This window comes from Enterococcus sp. AZ080 (assembly GCF_051714945.1).
GTDB lineage: Bacteria > Bacillota > Bacilli > Lactobacillales > Enterococcaceae > Enterococcus_B > Enterococcus_B pernyi.
The window spans coordinates 321,754-341,903 of the sequence record NZ_JBIOSV010000001.1; the positions used below are offsets into that span (position 1 = coordinate 321,754).

Here is a 20,150-nt window from a genome sequence, read left to right on the forward strand (position 1 = left end):
AGAGGAAGTGTCTGTTTTTCACAATAAAGTGTAAGAAAATGTTAAATGAATCAAAGAAGAATTAGTGACGATCACTGAGGCAAAAAAAGGGGAAAGAGATAATGGCTGAAAAAAATAGAACCAACATTTGCTGATTTCTTGAAAAAACTTCGTAGTTTCTGGTTTAGAGAGAAAGAATATGTTTCATCGACTAATAGATACAAGTAATCGAATCTCATTTTTGTTATTTAAAAAAAGGTGGTTTGATTATTTAAAATATTCTTCCAGTGGATAATCAACTAGGATCAGTCATTTTGGTTTTTTTTATTATTATGATGATTTTGAGAAAAGAGTGTGATAGGATGAATGAAAAGGGTATCATAGTTGTTTTTGTATAGTTTTTAGACGGATGAAGTCAAAAAAAGCGCCGAGACAGCGCTTGCTCCTAGAAGCTGATGACGGACAAAGCCTTATTTTAACTTGCTATATTGAATTGAATGCTACCAATGGTTTTATTATAGCATAGATTGTCAGACTTACAACAATATTTTTGATTTTGTTTTTTTATCATGTTGAGAGGTGAGGATTTAAGTATGGAAAAAGAGTATACGATTGGATTAGATATTGGGACAAATTCGGTTGGATGGGCAGTGTTGACGGATGATTATCGATTAGTCGCAAGAAAAATGAGTATTCAAGGAGACTCGAATAGAAAGAAAATAAAAAAGAATTTTTGGGGTGCACGTTTATTCGAAGAAGGTAAAACTGCACAATTTCGACGGATCAAACGAACGAACCGTCGTAGGATCGCACGAAGACGTCAAAGAGTTTTAGCATTACAAGATATTTTTGCAGAAGAGATACATAAAAAAGATCCCAATTTTTTTGCTCGGCTAGAAGAAGGAGATCGTGTGGAAGCAGACAAACGATTTGCTAAGTTTCCTGTTTTTGCTACATTGTCGGAGGAAAAAAATTATCATCGTCAATATCCGACCATCTACCATTTGAGGCATGATCTAGCAAACTCAAAAGAACAAGCAGATATTCGTTTAGTGTACTTAGCGATTGCCCATTGCTTGAAGTACAGAGGGCACTTTTTGTTTGAAGGAGAATTAGATACTGAAAATACCTCGGTAACCGAAAATTATCAGCAATTTTTACAAGCATACCAACAGTTCTTTCCAGAACCTATAGGAGATTTGGATGATGCTGTCCCTATTCTGACAGAGCGGCTATCTAAGGCAAAACGAGTGGAAAAAGTATTAGCTTATTATCCATCTGAAAAAAGTACTGGAAATTTTGCTCAATTCCTTAAACTAATGGTCGGAAATCAAGCAAATTTTAAAAAGACGTTTGATTTAGAAGAAGAAATGAAGTTGAATTTTACTCGTGATTGTTATGAAGAGGATTTAAATGAACTGCTAGAAAAAACAAGTGACGATTATGCAGAATTATTTTTAAAAGCGAAGGGTGTGTATGATGCGATTTTACTTTCGCAAATCCTTTCTAAGTCAGATGATGAAACGAAAGCTAAGTTGTCTGCGAATATGAAGTTGCGCTTTGAAGAGCACCAACGAGACCTTAAACAATTAAAAGAACTAGTCCGTAGAGACTTACCTAAAAAGTACGATGATTTCTTTAAGAATCGCAGTAAGAATGGATACGCTGGGTATGTCAAGGGGAAAGCGACACAAGAAGATTTTTATAAATTTCTAAGAACAGAACTAGCTGGATTAGAGGAAAGCCAATCAATCATGGAAAAAATTGATCTAGAGATCTATCTATTGAAACAACGTACCTTTGCAAATGGGGTGATTCCTCATCAAATCCATTTAGTTGAAATGAGAGAAATTATGGATCGGCAGAAACGTTTTTATCCTTTTCTAAAAGGGGCACAAGGAAAAATCGAGAAACTACTGACGTTTCGAATCCCATATTACGTAGGACCGTTGGCACAAGAAGGTCAAAGTCCTTTCGCTTGGATCAAACGTAAGAGTCCGAGCCAAATCACTCCATGGAATTTTGCAGAAGTGGTTGATAAAGAGAATTCAGCCATTGAATTTATTGAGCGAATGACAAATCAAGATACGTATTTACCAAAGGAAAAAGTTTTACCAAAACAAAGTTTGATTTATCAAAGATTCATGATCTTCAATGAATTGACAAAAGTCAGTTATACAGATGAACGTGGCAAATCTCACTATTTTTCAAGTGAACAAAAACGCAAGATTTTTAACGAGTTGTTCAAGCAACATCCAAGAGTAACAGAAAAACAATTGAGGAAATTTTTAGAGTTGAACGAGCAGATCGATTCAACTGAAATCAAAGGAATTGAAACGTCATTCAATGCTTCTTATAGCACCTATCATGATTTGTTGAAATTATCAGATCAGATGGATACATTATTAGATGATCCCGATATGACAACGATGTTTGAAGAAATTATCAAAATTTTGACGATTTTTGAAGACAGAGAAATGATTAGGGAACAACTGAAACCGTACGAAACTGTCTTAGGTCTTCCAGCTATCAAGAAATTAGCAAAAAAACATTATACTGGTTGGGGACGGCTATCGGAAAAAATGATCCAAGGAATCCGAGAGAAGCAGTCCCGGAAAACCATTCTTGATTATTTGATCGATGATGATGATTTTCCTTGCAATCGTAATCGAAATTTCATGCAACTAATCAATGATGATCATCTTTCGTTTAAAGAAACGATTGCTAATGAATTGATCATGAGCGACTCAAACGTATTGCTTGATCAAGTGAAGGCTATCCCAGGAAGTCCTGCGGTCAAAAAAGGGATTTGGCAAAGTATCAAAATCGTCGAAGAAATCATTGGTATCATCGGTAAGGCACCTAAGAACATAGTGATTGAAATGGCACGTGAGAATCAAAGAACAAGCCGTTCAAGCCCCCGCTTAAAAGCCTTAGAAGAAGCATTGAAGAATATCGACAGTCCATTGTTGAAAGACTATCCAACAGATAATCAAGCGCTACAAAAAGATCGACTGTATTTATATTATTTGCAAAATGGAAAAGATATGTATACAGGTGAACCATTAGAGATTCATCGTTTATCAGAATATGATATTGACCATATTATTCCTAGAAGTTTTATTGTTGATAATTCTTTAGATAATAAGGTCCTAGTTTCATCAAAAGTCAATCGTGGAAAGTTAGATAATGCCCCGGACCCACTTGTTGTCAAAAGAATGCGATCACATTGGGAAAAGCTACATCAAGCAAAATTGATCAGTGACAAAAAACTAGCCAATCTTACAAAACAAAATCTGACCGAGGCAGACAAGGCAAGATTTATCCAACGCCAGTTAGTCGAAACAAGACAGATAACGAAACATGTTGCCAATCTGTTACATCAGCATTTTAATTTACCAGAAGAAGTAAGTGCGACTGAGAAAACAAGTATCATTACCTTGAAATCAACGTTGACAAGCCAATTCCGTCAGATGTTCGATATTTATAAGGTGAGAGAGATCAATCATCACCACCATGCCCACGACGCTTATTTAAACGGAGTAGTCGCAATGACTTTACTAAAAAAATATCCTAAGTTGGCACCAGAATTTGTCTACGGAAGTTATATCAAAGGGGATATCAACCAGATCAATAAAGCAACTGCAAAAAAAGAATTCTATTCTAATATCATGAAATTTTTTGAAAGTGAAGAAATCATTTGTGATGAGCAAGGTGAAGTGATTTGGAATAAAAAACGTGATCTCTCAACAATCAAGAAGACGATTGGCGCACACCAAGTGAATATCGTTAAGAAAGTAGAAAAACAAAAAGGTGGATTCTATAAGGAAACAATTAATTCAAAAGCGAATCCAGAAAAACTAATTCCAAGAAAAGCATCATTAGATCCTTTGAAATATGGTGGCTATGGTAGCCCACTTGTGGCATATACGGTGATTTTTATCTTTGAAAAAGGAAAACAGAAGAAGGTAACCAAAGGAATCGAAGGAATTACCGTTATGGAACAATTGAGATTCGAACAAGACCCACGAGAGTTTCTAAAAACAAAAGGCTATGAGGGCGTAAAACAATGGCTGATATTGCCTAAATATATATTATTCGAAGCACAAGGTGGATATCGGAGAATGATTGCGAGTCATCAAGAAACGCAAAAAGCTAACTCATTGATTTTACCTGAACATCTAGTTACATTGCTTTATCATGCAAGACATTACGATGAAATCAATCATAAAGTGAGTTTTGATTATGTCAATGCGCATAAAGAAGGGTTTAATGACATTTTTGATTTTATCTCTGACTTTGGGGTGCGTTATATTTTGGCTCCTCAACATCTTGAAAAAATAAAAGTTGCCTATGAAAAAAATAAAGAGGTAGATCTGAAAGAAATGATAGATGCTATTTTATCTTTATTGAAATTTACGTTATTTGGTGCTTCTGTTGAGTTTAAGTTTTTTGATATTAAGATATTAAAAAGATATAAGAGTTTGACCGACATTTGGGAAGCAACCATTATCTACCAATCGGTTACTGGATTATATGAAAGGCGAGTGGAGGTAAGGAAGTTATGGGATGGAGAACGCTTGTAATCAATACACATTCAAAATTGACCTATACAAACAATCATTTGATTTTTAGGAACGCAGAAAGAACAGAAAAAATCCACTTGTCAGAAATCGATGTTCTATTATTAGAAACTACGGATATCACGATTACTACAATGTTGCTCAAGCGTTTAGTGGATGAAAAAGTCCTTGTCTTGTTCTGTGATGACAAACGATTACCTACTGCAAAATTGCAGCCATTTTATAGTCGGCATGATAGCAGTTTACAATTGACTCGGCAAATCGAATGGAAGAAAGATGACAAAGCGAGTGTTTGGACTGAGATCATCACACAGAAAATCAACAATCAGCAACGTTTTTTAGAAAAGCGTTTATTTACTGAAAAAGCAGAAGCAATTGCTCAGTTGACTGCCAGTTTACAATTACTAGATCCAACCAATCGAGAAGGCCATGCAGCCAGAATTTATTTCCAAACATTGTTTGGAAATAAATTCACTAGAGAAGCAGACAATGCAATCAATGCTGGATTAGATTATGGATATACTTTATTGATGAGTCTATTTGCTCGAGAAATCGTCAAGAATGGTTGCATGACTCAATTTGGGTTGAAACATGCCAATCAGTTTAATGACTTTAACTTAGCCAGTGATTTAATGGAGCCGTTTCGCCCATTAGTCGATCAAATCGTGTACGAGGTACGTGAGAAAGAATTTCCAATAATCAAACGCAGATTATTCGATCTGTTCTTAACGAATTATTCTTATGAGAAAAAAGAGATGTTCCTGACAAATATCGTTGCAGATTATACAAAGAAAGTAATCAAAGCATTAAATAAAGAAGCGAAAGGAGTTCCACACTTCGGAATATGAGTTATCGCTATATGAGAATGATATTAATGTTCGATATGCCAACTGAAACCGTCGATGACCGCAAAGCTTATCGTCGTTTTCGAAAATTTTTGATCAGTGAAGGCTTCATCATGCATCAGTTTTCCGTCTATAGTAAACTCCTGCTTAACAATACCGCCAATCAGGTAATGATCGGTCGTTTAAAAGGGAATAATCCTAAGAAAGGGTTGATCACGATCCTTACAGTAACAGAAAAGCAATTTGGTCGAATGATTTATTTGACTGGTGAAAAAGATCAAAGTATCGGGAATCTAGATGACCGAGTGATCTTTTTAGGAGAGGAGTTCAATGATGAATCTTAATTTTTCATTACTTGATCAGCCAATGAAATTTGAGCATGCGAATTTTTTTATCATAGAAGACGTGACGGTGTTTGCTAAAATGATCCAACAGCTGTACACCTATAAAGAAAATGGTGAAGTGAAGTTATTCAATGAACGGCATGAAACGATTAAAGAAAGCGAATTGATGATGATAACAGATATTTTGGGCTTTGACATCAATTCAGCCGCGACACTGAAATTGATTTATTCAGATTTAGAAAGACAATTGAACGAAAAGCCAGAAGTGAAGTCGATGATCACTAAATTGACAGATACGATCAGTGAACTGATTGAGTATGAATTATTAGACCATGAGATGGACTTGGAAAGTGATGAGATCACGATTTTAGAATTATTCAAGGCGTTAGGAGTCAAAATAGAAACGACGAGTGATACGATTTATGAAAAAATAATCGAGATTTTACAAGTATTTAAGTATCTGACAAAAAAGAAACTATTAATCTTTATCAATGTTTGTTCGTATTTAACGTTGAAAGAAATAGAAGAAATACGATCTTATATTTCTTTATGTAACATGGATGTTCTTTTTATCGAACCAAGAAAAATTGCAGGAATCACAAAAACAATCTTAGATAATGATTATTTTTTAATAGATGGTAGTATGGTAGAATAAAAGAAAATAAGTATTCAATTCTGAAGTTTTGCTATGAACGAATCGCGCGATTACGAAACTTTGTCAGAAAAAATTTTTTCTACGAGGTTTTAGAGCTATGTTGAATTGAATGCTTCCAAAACTTCTTTGCGATCGTTTGGATTGACTCCAACGTTTTAGAGCTATGTTGAATTGAATGCTTCCAAAACTTTCTTGCGACTGTTACGGCGAGCCGTCCAGTTTTAGAGCTATGTTGAATTGAATGCTTCCAAAACTCCGCCACCTACACTATTGAATAAGTCACCGTTTTAGAGCTATGTTGAATTGAATGCTTCCAAAACTATGCTTGTTTGAAGGTATATAAGATTGTTGTTTTAGAGCTATGTTGAATTGAATGCTTCCAAAACAATAAATGGACGAATAATAATCCTTAGAGAGTTTTAGAGCTATGTTGAATTGTCTGCCATTACTAGCTATACTGGATCTCAGTAAAAAGATGATAGTGGGATTCACTAATAAAAAGTACAGAGTCAGAAGAAAACACAGACACTTGTGTTTTCTTTTTTTGCTCAAACTGGACGAAACTCTTTACTCTTAGTAGGATAGGAGTAGAAGAAAAAGTGGGGTGTAAAGATGTTTAGTGAAACGTTGGTTCATTTGTTGGAATGGGTGACTGCGATTTTGAATATTTTCTCGATTTTAGTCTTGTTGGTTGGAATTTTTTTAGTTTTAAAAAATTTGATGTTGGAACGTCCATTGATTAAAGATTATGCGACACGTAATCGGCGCAATGCGGATATTCGAAAACTACTAGCTAGTTACATTTTGTTGAGTTTAGAAGTACTGATCGTGGCAGATCTCATCGAATCTGTCATTAAACCAACTTGGACAGACATTTTAAAATTAGCATTGATCATTATCATTCGCACGATCATCTCTTATTTCTTAAATTTAGAAATTGCGAGTCATGTATCGCATGAAAGAAGGGAAGTTTGATGGAGATCAGTTGGATGACACTGCTTTATCCATATCTTGAATGGTTGGTCTTGATTTTAGATATTTTTGCCATTGTGGTCTTATTATGGGGAGGCTTTCTTTCAATCAAAGATTTTTTGAAAGATTCCTTGAATCCGTCATTCAAACAAAATGAACGGATTCATCAAAATAATGGCATCAAAAAAATGCTGGGTGGGTATATCTTGTTGAGTTTAGAGATATTGATTTCTGCTGGGATCATCGAGTCGATCATCAAACCGACATTACAAGATATTTTTCAGTTGGCCGCATTAGTTGTGATTCGTACGATCATCTCTTACTTCTTGAATAAAGAAATCGGCCCAGCAGATGTCTAAGTTTGCATCATCATAGGCAGAATGGGTAAATGATATTAGTGATCACGTCTCTTAAAATTGAATAGTTTTTCAGAAAGTAACGATTATAAAAAAGCTAGAAAAGCTAAAATCTTGTAGGATGAATTTTTGGTTTTCTAGCTTTTTTTATGGAACTGTCTAGCTTTGCACACACTTTATACGACAGAATAAATGTGTGCAAGAGTTACTATTACGAAAGTATGCCTTCCTCATGAACTACTTTTTACAAGCAGTATAATTGCTTGTTCCACTGTTTCGACTGAGATTGGAATAATTTGTTCCATGGACAAGGCCACAGGTGTGTAGAGTGTACGTTCACACAACAGCCGGTTAGATGAGGCTGCCACAAAATCGATAGCTTCTTTACTTAATTGTTTATAAATCATTGGCTCGACGGAAATGTCACATGTCGTAACAGCCTCTAAAGCTTCGCGATAAATCAGGTATTTGATATCTGAGTTGGTCACGATCCGCACAGTTAATTTTTGTTTATCTAAGCGTAAAATGCCAGTCAATTCAATAACGAATGACCGCAGACAATTTGGATTGATCTTTAATTGATAAGGAAGTGCATGGCTCCAATCGCTAACGATCCGTTTTACTTCTTCAAATAACTCTCGTTGTTCATCGGTCAATAAATGAAATTTTTCAGGTAAGAACAATTGATAGTTTTTCCAAACAGAACGCAAAATACGTATCAAAGCACGTTCAAAAGCTTTGTTTCCAAGAAAAGCATGATCAAAATGTTGTTCAAATTGTTGGATCAATTGTTTTGTCTCTGGATTATTTTCAATAAAGACCTGATGCAGTTGGGCAAAATCCTGCTCGATTGCTTCATAAGAATCAAATCCATAATCACATAAATTGAAGAGTATCAGAATAAAATAAAATTCATTTGGTTGAAAAAATTGCTTAAACGGACTTTCTTCCCAAGCTGCAAGAACGAAATGATAAATCGGTCTCTTTTTGATTTCATCGATGAAGGATTGATCGATTGATAGCGGGGCGTCTTTTTGATAGAACAGACTGATCAGAAAGCCTGTTTGCAAAATCTCTTGGGTATCCCGATCATAGATCCGCCCACTTTTTTTCGTGACTGCTTGAATAAACTCTTGCGCTTGGACATCAAAGGAGCAAGGAAGAGAGAGGTCAGGCAATGTGCCTGTCCGATAGCTCACATTTAGCAAAACCAAGCGTCTTTCGATGTTAGTAAAGTGAGGGGAATGATGTTCAATGGCGATATCGCATGCTTGAAAGTAGTCTAACACTTGTTTCTTCAATGCGTAAGCTTTGCTGACTGAAACAAATTCGAGTTCGGTCAATTGGATATAATCTGGTTCATCTTCTAAGTAAAGAAGGCAAGTTTTTAAAAATAAAGACGGCCGAGAGAGTCGTTGCATCAATTGGAAGCGAGAAGTTGTTGGTGCGAAGTATAAAGAATAGGTTTCTTTTTCTTTTGATTGATAAATGATTTGGTCGCTCAATTCTCTACTTAATGATTTGATATCATTCAACAGAGTGGTTTGACAAACATGTAACAAAGTAGCTGTCGTTGGAAGATGGACTTCCTTATTTACATAAAACTGTCCACAAAGAAAGAGTTGGCGTAAGAGATTTTTCTCAAGATAATGTTCAATCATGGGGAATCCTCCCTATTTGTATAGTCATGCACAAGCACTTAGCTATTATGCCATGTTTTTTGTAGATACGCATCTATCACCCAATCTTTCTTAGCAAACAAGATGCTAAATTTACTTATTTTTGTTATTGTATCTGTTTTAATTAAAAAAATTGGGAACTGATTGATAAAAAGAACCAAATAGAAAAAACAAATATGAATATTTTTCAACGAATAAGTACATTTGATTTCTTTTTTTTGTTCGTGACTTAAACGTTATAATCAATAAATTGAACCATTCTTAGATAGGGAGTTTAGTCACATCGTTCGTTTTTTTGAGCTAAAAATACAGAATAATCAGACTTTATTTTTTTGTCTTCAAAGTAAGAAATATAAAGATATGTTATTAAAAAAATTTTTTTAAAATTTGAGCGTATAGTCAAACACGTAAACTGATCAAGCAACAACAGCCGGCTGATTATTTCCTGTGATCAGGTAACAAGAGAGGAGAAATGAATCATGAAAGATATGGACATCAAAGCCGTCTTTATTGGCGACAAAGCAGAAAATGGCCAAGTGTATAAAATGTTATTGAATAAGATGGTGGATGAACATTTAGGTTGGCGTGAAAATTATTTGCCAGCTGACCTTCCCGCAATCAGTGAAGCAGACAAATCAACAACATCTTATCTTGCGACTCGACAACATATGATGGAGGTCTTAGATGAAGTCAGTGAACGAATGCGTGCCGGTTCAATTCCTTGGCATTCAGCCGGACGTTATTGGGGACAAATGAATGCAGAAACATTGATGCCAGCTTTGTTGGCTTATCACTTTGCGATGCTTTGGAATCCTAATAACGTGGCATTGGAATCCTCAATGGCCACGTCACAAATGGAAGCAGAAATCGGAGAAGACTTTGCGAAGCTGTTCAGTATGCCGAATGGTTGGGGCCATCTGACAGCGGATGGTTCAATTGCGAATTTAGAAGGTCTATGGTATGCCCGTTGTATCAAATCGATTCCTTTAGCGGTCAAAGAAACTTACCCTGAAAAAGTGAAAGACCTATCGGATTGGGAATTACTTAATCTATCTGTAGAAGAAATATTAGAAATGATCGAAACATTTACTGATGAAGAATTAGATCGAGTCAAAGCTGCATCTTCACGAAGTGGGAAACACATCCAAGAATTGGGCAAATGGCTTGTTCCTCAAACCAAACACTATTCATGGATGAAAGCATTAGATATTTGTGGTGTCGGGTTGGATCAAATGATCGCGATCCCCGTTGATGACTGCTACCGAATGGATGTCCAAGTATTGGAAAAGACGATTCGTGAACTAGCTATCCAACATATCCCCATCCTAGGTGTGGTCGCTGTTGTAGGTACAACAGAAGAAGGACAAGTCGATCGTGTCGATCAAATCGTTGAACTTAGAGAAAAATTGAAAGATGAAGGCATTTATTTTTACCTTCACGTGGATGCAGCTTATGGTGGCTATGCCCGTTGCTTGTTCATGAATGAAGCGTATGAATTTGTACCTTACGCATCATTAGCAGAATTTTATGAAGAACATCATGTTTTCCATCATGAAGTGAAAATCGAACGAAGTGTTTATGAAGGATTCAAGGCAATCAGTGAAGCCGAATCAGTGACTGTTGATCCCCATAAAATGGGCTATGTACCTTATGCGGCAGGAGGAATCACGATCAAACATAAAAGTATGCGGAATATCATCTCTTATTTTGCACCTTATGTGTTTGAAAAATCCGTTAAAGCACCAGATATGTTAGGTGCTTATATTTTAGAAGGTTCAAAAGCTGGGGCAACGGCTGCGGCAGTTTGGACGGCACACCGAGTTCTGCCTTTGAATGTCACTGGCTATGGTCAATTGATTGGTGCATCGATCGAAGCCGCTCAACGTTTCCGAGAATTTCTTGATCAATTAAGCTTTACTGTCAATGGGAAAACAATCGAAGTCTATCCATTGAATCATCCAGATTTCAATATGGTCGATTGGGCATTCAAAGTCCAAGGTTGTACAGATTTAAAAGAAATCAACCGTTTGAATGAAGAAATGTTTGATGTGTCCTCTTATATGGAAGGTGATGTGTACGCAGAACGCTTTATCACTTCTCATACGACCTTCACGCAAGCGGATTATGGCGATTCTCCAGTAGCATTTGTTGAAAGCATGGGTGTTCCAAAAGAGGAATGGCAAAAAGAACAACAAGTTACTTTGTTGCGAGCTGCGATCATGACTCCGTATTTAACCGATGACAACATCTTTGCTTATTATACCGAAGCCATCAAACACGCAATGGAAGAAAAACTAAGAGAAGTTCTTGCGTAGTTTTAGTGATAGAAAGAAGGATCAATCATGACAGACTCAAAATCTACCAAACAACTGTCAACGTTAACGTTTATTGGGATGACTTGCGCTTTAGTCGCAAGCGTCCGCAATATTCCTGATGTCGCTGCCACTGGTTGGACGATGTTGTTTTATATGTTAGTTGCTGTACTCTTTTATGCGTTTCCGATCTCTCTGATCTCAGGAGAGTTTGCAGGGATGTTTCCTCAAAAGGGAGGGCCAGAACTGTGGGTCTCTCAATCCCTCGGTAGAAAATGGGGATTTGTCGTCTCTTGGCTTTTATGGGTTCAAATGTTTCCAGGGATGGTCATGGTTGCCTCAGCACTTGCCCCATTGTTTGGCAACATGGTCAATAACGTCCCATTGGGCTTGAATAGTAAATTCACATTGCTCGTGATTTTAGTCGTTTATTGGATCATCACACTATTGAACTTAAAATTCGACATGGCAAAAATTGGCGGGAAAATCGGTGTCTGGTTGGGGTTGTATGTCCCGTTGGCATTGATGCTCCTATTAGGTGCCGCAGCATGGATCAAGATCGGTATTATGCCAAATGGAACATTAGGGAAATTTTCTTGGGATCTTTTAGTTCCCGATCCAAGTACTGCAAAATCATTCGTTTATTTTGCACCGATCATGTTCATTTTTACTGGAATCGAAATGTCTTCTGTTTATATCACTCGATTGGCACATCCAGTTAAAACTTATATACGCGGTATTTTCGCTGCGTTAGTCTTTTTATTTGTGGTAAATACGCTGAATGCGTTAGTCGTTGCCAATGTGGTACCAAAGGGTCAAATGGAGTTGAATAATATTGCTCAATCCATTTCGATCGATTGCCAAATTCTTGGCTTGCCACATATGATTGTGAACCTATTCAGCTTACTTGTATTTGTCGGTGTCGCTGTACAATTGTCTGCTTGGGCTTCTGGTCCAGCCAAAACTGTTACAGAAAGTGCAAGAAAAGGCGCGTATCCTCCTCGTTTCAATTTTTGGAAAACCAATGAATTTGATGTGTCAAAAGCGGTGATCTTGACACAATCCATTATCATTTCTGTATTTGCACTATTCTATTTATTGATTCCCGGAGTCAATCAAGCATTTTTGATGTTAGTAAATGCAACGACAGTGATTTATTGTATCGTCTATCTTATCATGGGTGTCGCATTCTTACGTTTTAGAAAAACAAATCCAACTATCCCTCGTCCATTTCGCATCGGTAAAAAAGAGGGAAATGGGAATCTCGGTGCATGGCTTGTTGTGTTAGTCTTATTTGCAGCAATCGTTTTTTCTGTCGGACTTACATTAAAAGCTGGTACATGGATCAACTTTGTGGTTGTCGCATTGATCAGCGGCATTCTTTTTGTTGCCCCATTATGTATCGAAAAAATTAGAAAACCTTCTTGGGAACAAGAAATAAAGAACAAATTGAGTGAACAAAAATCAACGAAGCAATCGGAGTAAAGGCAAAAATTTTCGTTTGAAAAGCAAACCTAGAAACCTGGCTCATATTAAATCACACTAATTATTTCATGTTTGCCTGAAATAATCGACATAAGAAACCCTCCTTTTTACGTATAATAAGTATTATCAAATGAAATACAGGAGGGATTGCCGATGACATGGTACAAAGAAACTGCTGAAGAAACAATGAATAAATTAAAGACGACCAAAGATGGTCTTTCAAATCAAGAACGTACCAGTCGTTTAGAAATACAAGGAAGAAATGAAATAGAGGTAAAAAAGAAAGTCAGTCCGCTTCGGAAATTTTTGAAGCATTTTACGGATTTGTTGATGATCATCCTTATGGTGGCTTCTGTCTTGAAGTTTTTAACGGGTGATTATATTGAAGGTAGTATTATTTTACTTGTAGTGATCATCAATAGTTTTGTTGGTTATTGGCAAGAAAGAAAAGCAGAAGAGTCACTCAATGGGCTAAAAAGTTTAATGAGTCAAGACGCAGTGGTTCTTTCTGAAGGCGTCAAGAAAAGTATTCCTGCCACTGAGATCGTGCAAGGGGATATAGTTAGTTTAACAGCTGGAGATGTCGTGCCTGCCGATATTCGTTTAGTCGAAACATATGGTTTGATGATCGAAGAAGCTGCGTTGACCGGTGAATCCGATGCGGTCGAGAAAATAAGTGAGCCGTTAGTCGACGAATTAGGCGCAGGAGATCAACTCAATATGGCTTTTTCAGGTACACTTGTCCAAGCTGGATCGGCACTTGGTGTCGTCGTTGAAACAGGGAATACGACGGAGATTGGAAAAATCAATCAAGCATTACAATCAGTCCAACAACAAACAACCCCTTTGGTTCGCAAGATCCATCAGTTAAACAAGCAAATCTTCAGAGGAATCGTTTTTCTAAGTTTATTCTTGATTTTCTTTACCTCATTTAGGTATGGCTTAGAGTGGAACTTTTTATTCTCAACAATCATTGCGTTGATCGTTTCTATGATCCCAGAAGGCTTGCCAGCGGTATTGACGATGATCCTCTCACTTGGGGTCAATGAAATGGCACAAGAACAAGCGATTATCAAAGGATTACCTTCTGTTGAAACACTTGGTTCAATGACGGTGATCTGTTCAGATAAAACGGGTACGTTGACCAAAAATGAAATGACTGTTGTGGAAACAATGACAGAAGATGAGACACGCTTACTTGAAATCATGAAAAATTGTCAAGAAGTGCAAACGAAAGAGGATCAAGTAGTGGAAACGTTGAGTGGCAATCCAACTGAGCTAGCTTTATTACGATACACAGCTGAACAGAATCTTCCCCTAAAAACGTCGCTTGCTAAATTGCCATTTAGCTCAAGTTATAAATATATGGCAACATTGCATGAAGAACAGGACCATGCAGTAGTGTTTGTCAAAGGAGCGCCAGAAGTTTTATTATCGAGATCTTCTTTGTCACAATCAGAACAGCAACAATGGATCAACCAAGCATCACAGCTAGCGAAAAAAGGCCAACGTGTATTAGGGTTCGCCTACAAGCAAATGCCTATTGAGCAAGAGTTAGACCATGCACAGTTGCAACAACTGACATTTGTTGGGATTGCAGGAATCATTGATCCACCAAAAGAGAGTGCGATCCAAGCGGTAAGAGAATGTCAGCAAGCAGGGATCTCAGTGAAAATGATTACTGGTGACCACAAAGACACAGCCCAAGCAATTGCGGATCAAATCGGATTGAAGCATACGAGTAATGTCCTTGAAGGAATCGATATCGATCGACTCTCTGATCAAGATTTAGCGAAGAAAGTGAGCAAAGTCGATGTCTTTGCTCGAACGACTCCGGAGCATAAATTGAGGATCGTAGAAGCTTTGCAGAAGAATGGTGAAATCGTTGGGATGACCGGTGATGGTGTCAATGACGCGCCCGCATTGAAGCGAGCAGATGTGGGAATCGCTATGGGGATCAAAGGAAGTGAAGTCAGTAAACAAGCCGCAGATATGGTATTAGGCGATGACAACTTCCATACGATCGCTAAAGCAGTCAAAGAAGGACGGCGGATTTTAGATAATTTACAAAAAACGATCAGCTTCTTCTTACCTACATCTTTAGCACAAGGCTTGGTGATCATCTGGGCATTACTTGCGAATCAGCCATTGCCTTTGACACCGATCCAAATCTTATGGGTCAATATGGTGACAACAATCACGTTATCCTATGCTTTAGGTTTTGAACAAGCAAGTAAAGACACGATGAGTCGGCCACCAAGAGATCCTAACCAAGGGATTTTGACGAAGTACAATGTTTTCCGGATTTTCTATGTGTCCCTCTTGATCATTATCCCAGCTTATTGGTTGGCAATGCAGTTTGAAGGTCAAGCCTTACAACAAACTGTTCTTTTACAAAATATTGTTGCTGCCCAAGCCGTCTATATGATCAATTGCCGTGAGCAAGTCGATGCTTCATTGAATAAAGGCTTCTTCCAAAATAAATTCTTATTTATTTCATTAGGTATTTTATTTGTCCTCCAAACTGGAGTCATTTATCTACCCTTTGCGCAACAAGTCATTGAAACAACAAGTTTGAGCTTTGCTCAACATTTACCAATCCTTGTAAATGTACTTCTATTATTTACAATCGTAGAAGTCGAGAAACGAATCAGTAAAACATGGATTAAAAGAAAAGAAAGAGAAGCTTTTGCCGGTAACTGAGAATCGTCGATCGTTTAAGAGATAAAGTCAAAGCGACAGTCTTCCCCCTAGGTTACTGTAGAGGAAGGCTGTCGCTTTTTATGGTTTAATACTTGGAGCTGAACGCTTCTTTTAAAACCTGATAAACGGTGTTCGAAAAGCTGACCTTCAACATTAAGCTAAAAAATCAAAAAATATGGGGAGCTATTTTCTGATTTTCTATCTTACTGCTCAGGTCAAAGCGCTTTTCTCACAACCTTACAAATAACTTCTAAATGTGAGTTCGGTCAATTGGTCGAGCTCATTTTTTGTTGGTATGGTAGAGATGTAGATGATTGGTATCGGGACTTGGTCGAGGGGGGTGTTTGAGACGAACAAGTCGTTTTTATGGAACGTGATGTCAGAAAGTTGAGATAATTCTACTGGAATCAATTGAACTCGTTTCCCAAAGTAATCATTTAATTCTTGTTGCAAAAAGGCTTTCCAAGAGGGTTCGCCTTGAAAGAAGAAATACAGGTTCAATTTATTTGGACGAACGGATAAGATTGCTTGTTGGATCAAGAAGGATAGTAGGCGTAGAAAGTATTCGTCTTCTTGAATAGGCAACTCTTGTTTCAGTTGCTCAAGTAATTCTTGTTTGAATGGGTACAACTGCGGATATTGTTGCTCATATTCTTCCAAAAAATAGTGATATTGCAAATTCAGCTGCTCGATCAAGATAGGTGATTCATGGTATTTCAACAGTAACAAAATCAGGTTATCAGCAAGTTTTGTTTCGTTTAGTTTTTCTAAGTGCAAGGTATCAGCTAAATCCTGAACGAATTGTTTGATCTTGCCTGAAAAAGGATAACTTTGCAAGATATCTGCCACGGGTTCTTGGTATTGATTGTTGTAATTCCAACTTTCTAAAAAGCAAAAGAAAGCAAAAATCAATTCATCTTTTTGTAAATACACGCCTTCTAATTCATAAAGTTCGGTTAATTCAGTAGCATACGTGGAGTAAAGAGTATCTTCAGGTTTAAAGAAAGAGTCCTTGATACGGCAATTTGCCTTGACACGTATCGTGTTGATGAAAAACCAGCAAATTCCAAAGATCTCTTCTGTTTCAACAGAAAAAGGGGTTTGCTTCAAGCGTTTCAAAAAACGAAAGTAATGGGATTCATGGATGGAATAATCTTCAAAAAAATAATTATTATGAGTAAATGGCATCAAAAGACGATGATAAAACAAGCGGATCGCATTCTCAGAACCACTCATCGTACTTGTATATTTTGTCAGCTTGATCTGTAACCCATAACGAAGGAGTTGGCGATTGACTTTTCTTGTATGACGTTTCAGCGTTTCGTAAGAAAGTCCATTGACTGCTAAAAAATTGGTTGTGGAACATTCTTTTGTAAACAATAGTTCTTTGATCAATTGTACACTAACGGATTGTTTTAGAAACAATTCCCACAGATCATTGGCAAGTAGATTTTTTTGATTGAGTAAACGAATCCCTGACTGATCACTATCGATCAACCAGCCATCAGGTAATTGTGAGCGGATGACTTGTAAGTCGGAAAAAATCGTACGTTCCGTTGTATTGGTTTCTTCAGCAAGCTCATTGACAGTGATTTTGGGATGGTTCAAAAGTAGTTCAATCAGCGTGACTTGTCGTTGTAAATCTTTTTCAGTGATGATTTGGTGCATGAGCGAGTACATCCAACATCCCTCCTTTTAAAACAAATTATAACACAATCCTTGACTTACATAAGCGGTTTCTTGTAGTTTTGGAGTAAGAGATAGCAACGCGGATTTATCGAAAGGAATGAATCAAAATGGCAACAAAAATCGAACAATACAAACGCTTATTAGCGATAGCAGAAGCCGGTCTCTTCTATGGCAAAGATCCATTTGACGAAGAACGTTACCAAGAATTGAAATCGATTGCTTTATCTTTATTGAGTAATGGCGAAAAGGAAATCGAAGAACAGCTTGCTTTTATTTTAGACCAAAATGAAGGATATCCCACACCAAAAGTCGATGTGCGTGCCTTCATCAAACAAGAGAATAAGATACTGCTAGTGGAAGATAGTCATACAAAAGAATGGGCATTGCCAGGTGGTTTTGCAGAAATCGGCTATTCACCAAAGGAAAATATTGGAAAAGAGGTGAAAGAAGAAACCGGGCTAACGGTGACGGTGGATCAACTACTGGCAATTTTTGATACCAATACCCGAAAAGATATTCCACAAGCCTTTCAATACTATAAAGTCATTTTTGGATGTTCAATCATCGGAGGTTCTTTTATCACGAATAATGAAACTTCAAATAGTGCCTTTTTTGCATTGGATGATTTGCCTATCCTTTCCCAAAAACGGACGACAGAAGAACAGCTTGCGATCTTAGCGAAAGGTGATTTGCCTTACTTTGAGTGATCAATATATTTTTGTTGCATTTGCAACAAAAATCAGTACAATAAAAGTACAACTAAAGGAGAGAAGAGATGGCTGAGATCATAAGAGAAATTGGCGCGATAGCACGAGCGTTAGATTCGATCAGTAATATTGAGTTCAAGGAAGTCGCTTTGACGAGGGGGCAATACCTGTATCTCGTTCGCATTTGTGAAAATCCAGGCATCATTCAAGAAAAAATAGCCGAAATGCTTAAAGTCGATCGAACGACAACTGCCCGTGCGCTGAAAAAGTTGGAAAGTAATGGCTTGATTCGACGGGTAACTGACGAACAGAACAAGAAAAACAAAAGGTGTTACCCGACAGCCCAAGGAGAAGCACTTTATCCGATGATCATCCGAGAACACCATTATTCTACGAAAGTCGCTTTAGCTGGCTTGTCTGAAGAAGAAATCCAACAGTTGGAAAGATTATTGACACACGTAAGGAAAAATATCAGCGAAGACTGGAATTTTGTAAAAAAGGGCAATAAACGCCTGTATTGAAAGGGATGTTGGAGTGGAGAAGGTAGAAATCAGACCGATTGTGGGGAGTGAAGTGGAACGTCTCCAAGCTATCAGCATTGAAACGTACACAGATACTTTTGGTGAATATAACACGCAGGCAGATATGGATGCATATCTTTCGCAAGCGTATGATTTGCAGCGATTGACAAAAGAACTGATCCAGCCAGACTCAGCTTTTTTCTGGGCGCTAGATCATGGCGAAATTGCAGGTTATCTAAAACTGAACATAGGAAAAGCACAATCCGAGGAAATGCCTGAGGATCATCTAGAAATCGAACGGATCTATATTCGACCACCCTATAAGAAAAAAGGGATCGGCACTCACTTGATGAACTGGGCGTTGGCTCAAGCGAAAGCACAGGGAAAAACAGCTGTGTGGTTAGGTGTGTGGGAACATAATGATCCAGCCCAAGCTTTTTACCGTAAGCATGGTTTCATACACCAAGGACAACATGTGTTTTATATGGGCGACGATGCACAGAGCGATCATATCTTAGTCAAAAAAATCAATGAGGTGTAACGAATGAAAAAATTTGTAGCAGATCCATCATTTTGGGAAGTGTTCCCAGAAGCAAAAATCGAGATCCTAACGGTAGAAGGGATCAATAACGAAGTCGTTGAAGAAAACAAAGCAGATTATTATGACAAATTGAATCGTGCTGCTAAAGAAGCAAGAAATTATTTAACAGAAGAACCTTTTAGTCAAAATGAAGTGATTGCACAATGGCGTCAAGCGTTTACCCAGTTCAAGACAAAAAAAGGCGCACGTTCATCGATCGAGGCACTGCTAAAAAGAGCCAGTCAAGGTCGCGAATTTGTCCCGATCAGTCCGTTAGTGGATATCTATAATAGTATCTCTTTGCGCTTTGGCGTACCCTGTGGCGGAGAAGATCTTGACACAATCGTTGGGGATCTTCATTTGGGTAAAGCTCAAGGTGGAGAAAATTTCTTGCCATTAGGCGCAGAAGCAGATGCGCCCGCATTACCAGAAGAAATCATTTATTATGATAAAGAAGGCGCAGTTTGTCGCTGCTTTAACTGGCGTGAAGCGCAACGGACCATGTTAACGAAAAAAACGACGAACGCTGTGTTGGTGATCGAGGCAGTCAACGCACAACAAGCAGAAGTTGCCGGAAAAGCAATGACTGCTTTACAAGAAGACATTGAACGAACATTTGGTGTAACGAGTACTAGACAAACAGTGACGAAAGAACAACCAGAAATCACTTTGTGACCGGACACGTAGTAAATAACCAAAACGATGGAGTCACGCGTAATCTTCAAACAATGCAAACTTGA

The 20,150-nt window shown here is 37.6% G+C and carries 15 protein-coding genes and 1 CRISPR repeat array; of the genes, 13 read left to right on the forward strand and 2 right to left on the reverse strand.

Going from position 1 to position 20,150, the window contains the following annotated elements; translation table 11 throughout:
- Positions 1-572 precede the first annotated feature (572 nt).
- From cas9 to IGK01_RS01575, 6 genes are all read left to right on the forward strand, one after another.
- Positions 573-4,565, forward strand: coding sequence for a type II CRISPR RNA-guided endonuclease Cas9 (gene cas9, locus IGK01_RS01550; RefSeq protein WP_224434450.1), 3,993 nt, complete (start codon positions 573-575; stop codon positions 4,563-4,565).
- Positions 4,544-5,410, forward strand: coding sequence for a type II CRISPR-associated endonuclease Cas1 (cas1, locus tag IGK01_RS01555; protein ID WP_023519018.1), 867 nt, complete (start codon positions 4,544-4,546; stop codon positions 5,408-5,410). The genes cas9 and cas1 overlap by 22 nt, the downstream gene beginning before the upstream one ends.
- On the forward strand, positions 5,407-5,751 hold the full coding sequence (cas2, locus tag IGK01_RS01560; protein ID WP_023519019.1) for a CRISPR-associated endonuclease Cas2: 345 nt from the start codon (positions 5,407-5,409) through the stop codon (positions 5,749-5,751). The genes cas1 and cas2 overlap by 4 nt, the downstream gene beginning before the upstream one ends.
- Positions 5,741-6,406 carry a type II-A CRISPR-associated protein Csn2 gene (gene csn2, locus IGK01_RS01565; RefSeq protein ID WP_438840834.1) on the forward strand — a complete coding sequence of 222 codons (666 nt, stop codon included), beginning with the start codon at positions 5,741-5,743 and terminating at the stop codon, positions 6,404-6,406. Before cas2 ends, csn2 begins: the two co-directional genes overlap by 11 nt.
- Before the next feature lie 86 nt (positions 6,407-6,492).
- A CRISPR array of direct repeats spans positions 6,493-6,793; the repeat unit is 37 nt; unit sequence GTTTTAGAGCTATGTTGAATTGAATGCTTCCAAAACT.
- A gap of 225 nt (positions 6,794-7,018) precedes the next feature.
- Entirely contained in the window at positions 7,019-7,381 is a 363-nt protein-coding gene (locus IGK01_RS01570; RefSeq protein ID WP_010736474.1) for a DUF1622 domain-containing protein, read from the forward strand.
- Positions 7,381-7,737 (forward strand): DUF1622 domain-containing protein, encoded by a 357-nt coding sequence (locus tag IGK01_RS01575; RefSeq protein ID WP_019724648.1) that lies wholly within the window; start codon positions 7,381-7,383, stop codon positions 7,735-7,737. Before IGK01_RS01570 ends, IGK01_RS01575 begins: the two co-directional genes overlap by 1 nt.
- 227 nt (positions 7,738-7,964) lie before the next feature.
- Here IGK01_RS01575 and IGK01_RS01580 read toward each other — a convergent pair whose 3' ends face one another.
- On the reverse strand, positions 7,965-9,395 hold the full coding sequence (locus IGK01_RS01580; RefSeq protein ID WP_409173731.1) for a DNA-binding protein: 1,431 nt from the start codon (positions 9,393-9,395) through the stop codon (positions 7,965-7,967).
- 497 nt (positions 9,396-9,892) lie between these two features.
- Between IGK01_RS01580 and tdc the strand changes: the two genes are divergently transcribed.
- The 3 genes from tdc to IGK01_RS01595 all read left to right on the forward strand — a co-directional run bounded on the left by tdc (position 9,893) and on the right by IGK01_RS01595 (position 15,913).
- Complete coding sequence (gene tdc, locus IGK01_RS01585; protein WP_023519022.1) at positions 9,893-11,728, forward strand: tyrosine decarboxylase; 1,836 nt, start codon at positions 9,893-9,895, stop codon at positions 11,726-11,728.
- A gap of 27 nt (positions 11,729-11,755) precedes the next feature.
- Positions 11,756-13,210, forward strand: a complete 1,455-nt coding sequence (locus tag IGK01_RS01590; protein ID WP_438840451.1) for an amino acid permease — start codon at positions 11,756-11,758, stop codon at positions 13,208-13,210.
- Between the two features lie 153 nt (positions 13,211-13,363).
- Complete coding sequence (locus tag IGK01_RS01595) at positions 13,364-15,913, forward strand: HAD-IC family P-type ATPase (protein WP_023519024.1); 2,550 nt, start codon at positions 13,364-13,366, stop codon at positions 15,911-15,913.
- Positions 15,914-16,150: 237 nt separating this feature from the next.
- Here the strand turns inward: IGK01_RS01595 and IGK01_RS01600 are convergent, their stop codons facing one another.
- Positions 16,151-17,593, reverse strand: coding sequence for a helix-turn-helix domain-containing protein (locus IGK01_RS01600; protein WP_010736466.1), 1,443 nt, complete (start codon positions 17,591-17,593; stop codon positions 16,151-16,153).
- Positions 17,594-17,709: 116 nt separating this feature from the next.
- Here IGK01_RS01600 and IGK01_RS01605 point away from each other — a divergent pair, with 116 nt between their 5' ends.
- The 4 genes from IGK01_RS01605 (at position 17,710) to IGK01_RS01620 (ending at position 20,085) form a co-directional block, all read left to right on the forward strand.
- Positions 17,710-18,309, forward strand: coding sequence for an NUDIX hydrolase N-terminal domain-containing protein (locus IGK01_RS01605; RefSeq protein WP_224434452.1), 600 nt, complete (start codon positions 17,710-17,712; stop codon positions 18,307-18,309).
- Between the two features lie 68 nt (positions 18,310-18,377).
- Positions 18,378-18,830, forward strand: coding sequence for a MarR family winged helix-turn-helix transcriptional regulator (locus IGK01_RS01610; protein WP_023519026.1), 453 nt, complete (start codon positions 18,378-18,380; stop codon positions 18,828-18,830).
- 13 nt (positions 18,831-18,843) lie between these two features.
- Positions 18,844-19,371 (forward strand): GNAT family N-acetyltransferase, encoded by a 528-nt coding sequence (locus IGK01_RS01615; protein WP_438840452.1) that lies wholly within the window; start codon positions 18,844-18,846, stop codon positions 19,369-19,371.
- A gap of 3 nt (positions 19,372-19,374) precedes the next feature.
- Complete coding sequence (locus IGK01_RS01620; RefSeq protein ID WP_010736462.1) at positions 19,375-20,085, forward strand: B3/B4 domain-containing protein; 711 nt, start codon at positions 19,375-19,377, stop codon at positions 20,083-20,085.
- The last annotated feature ends 65 nt before the right edge of the window (positions 20,086-20,150 follow it).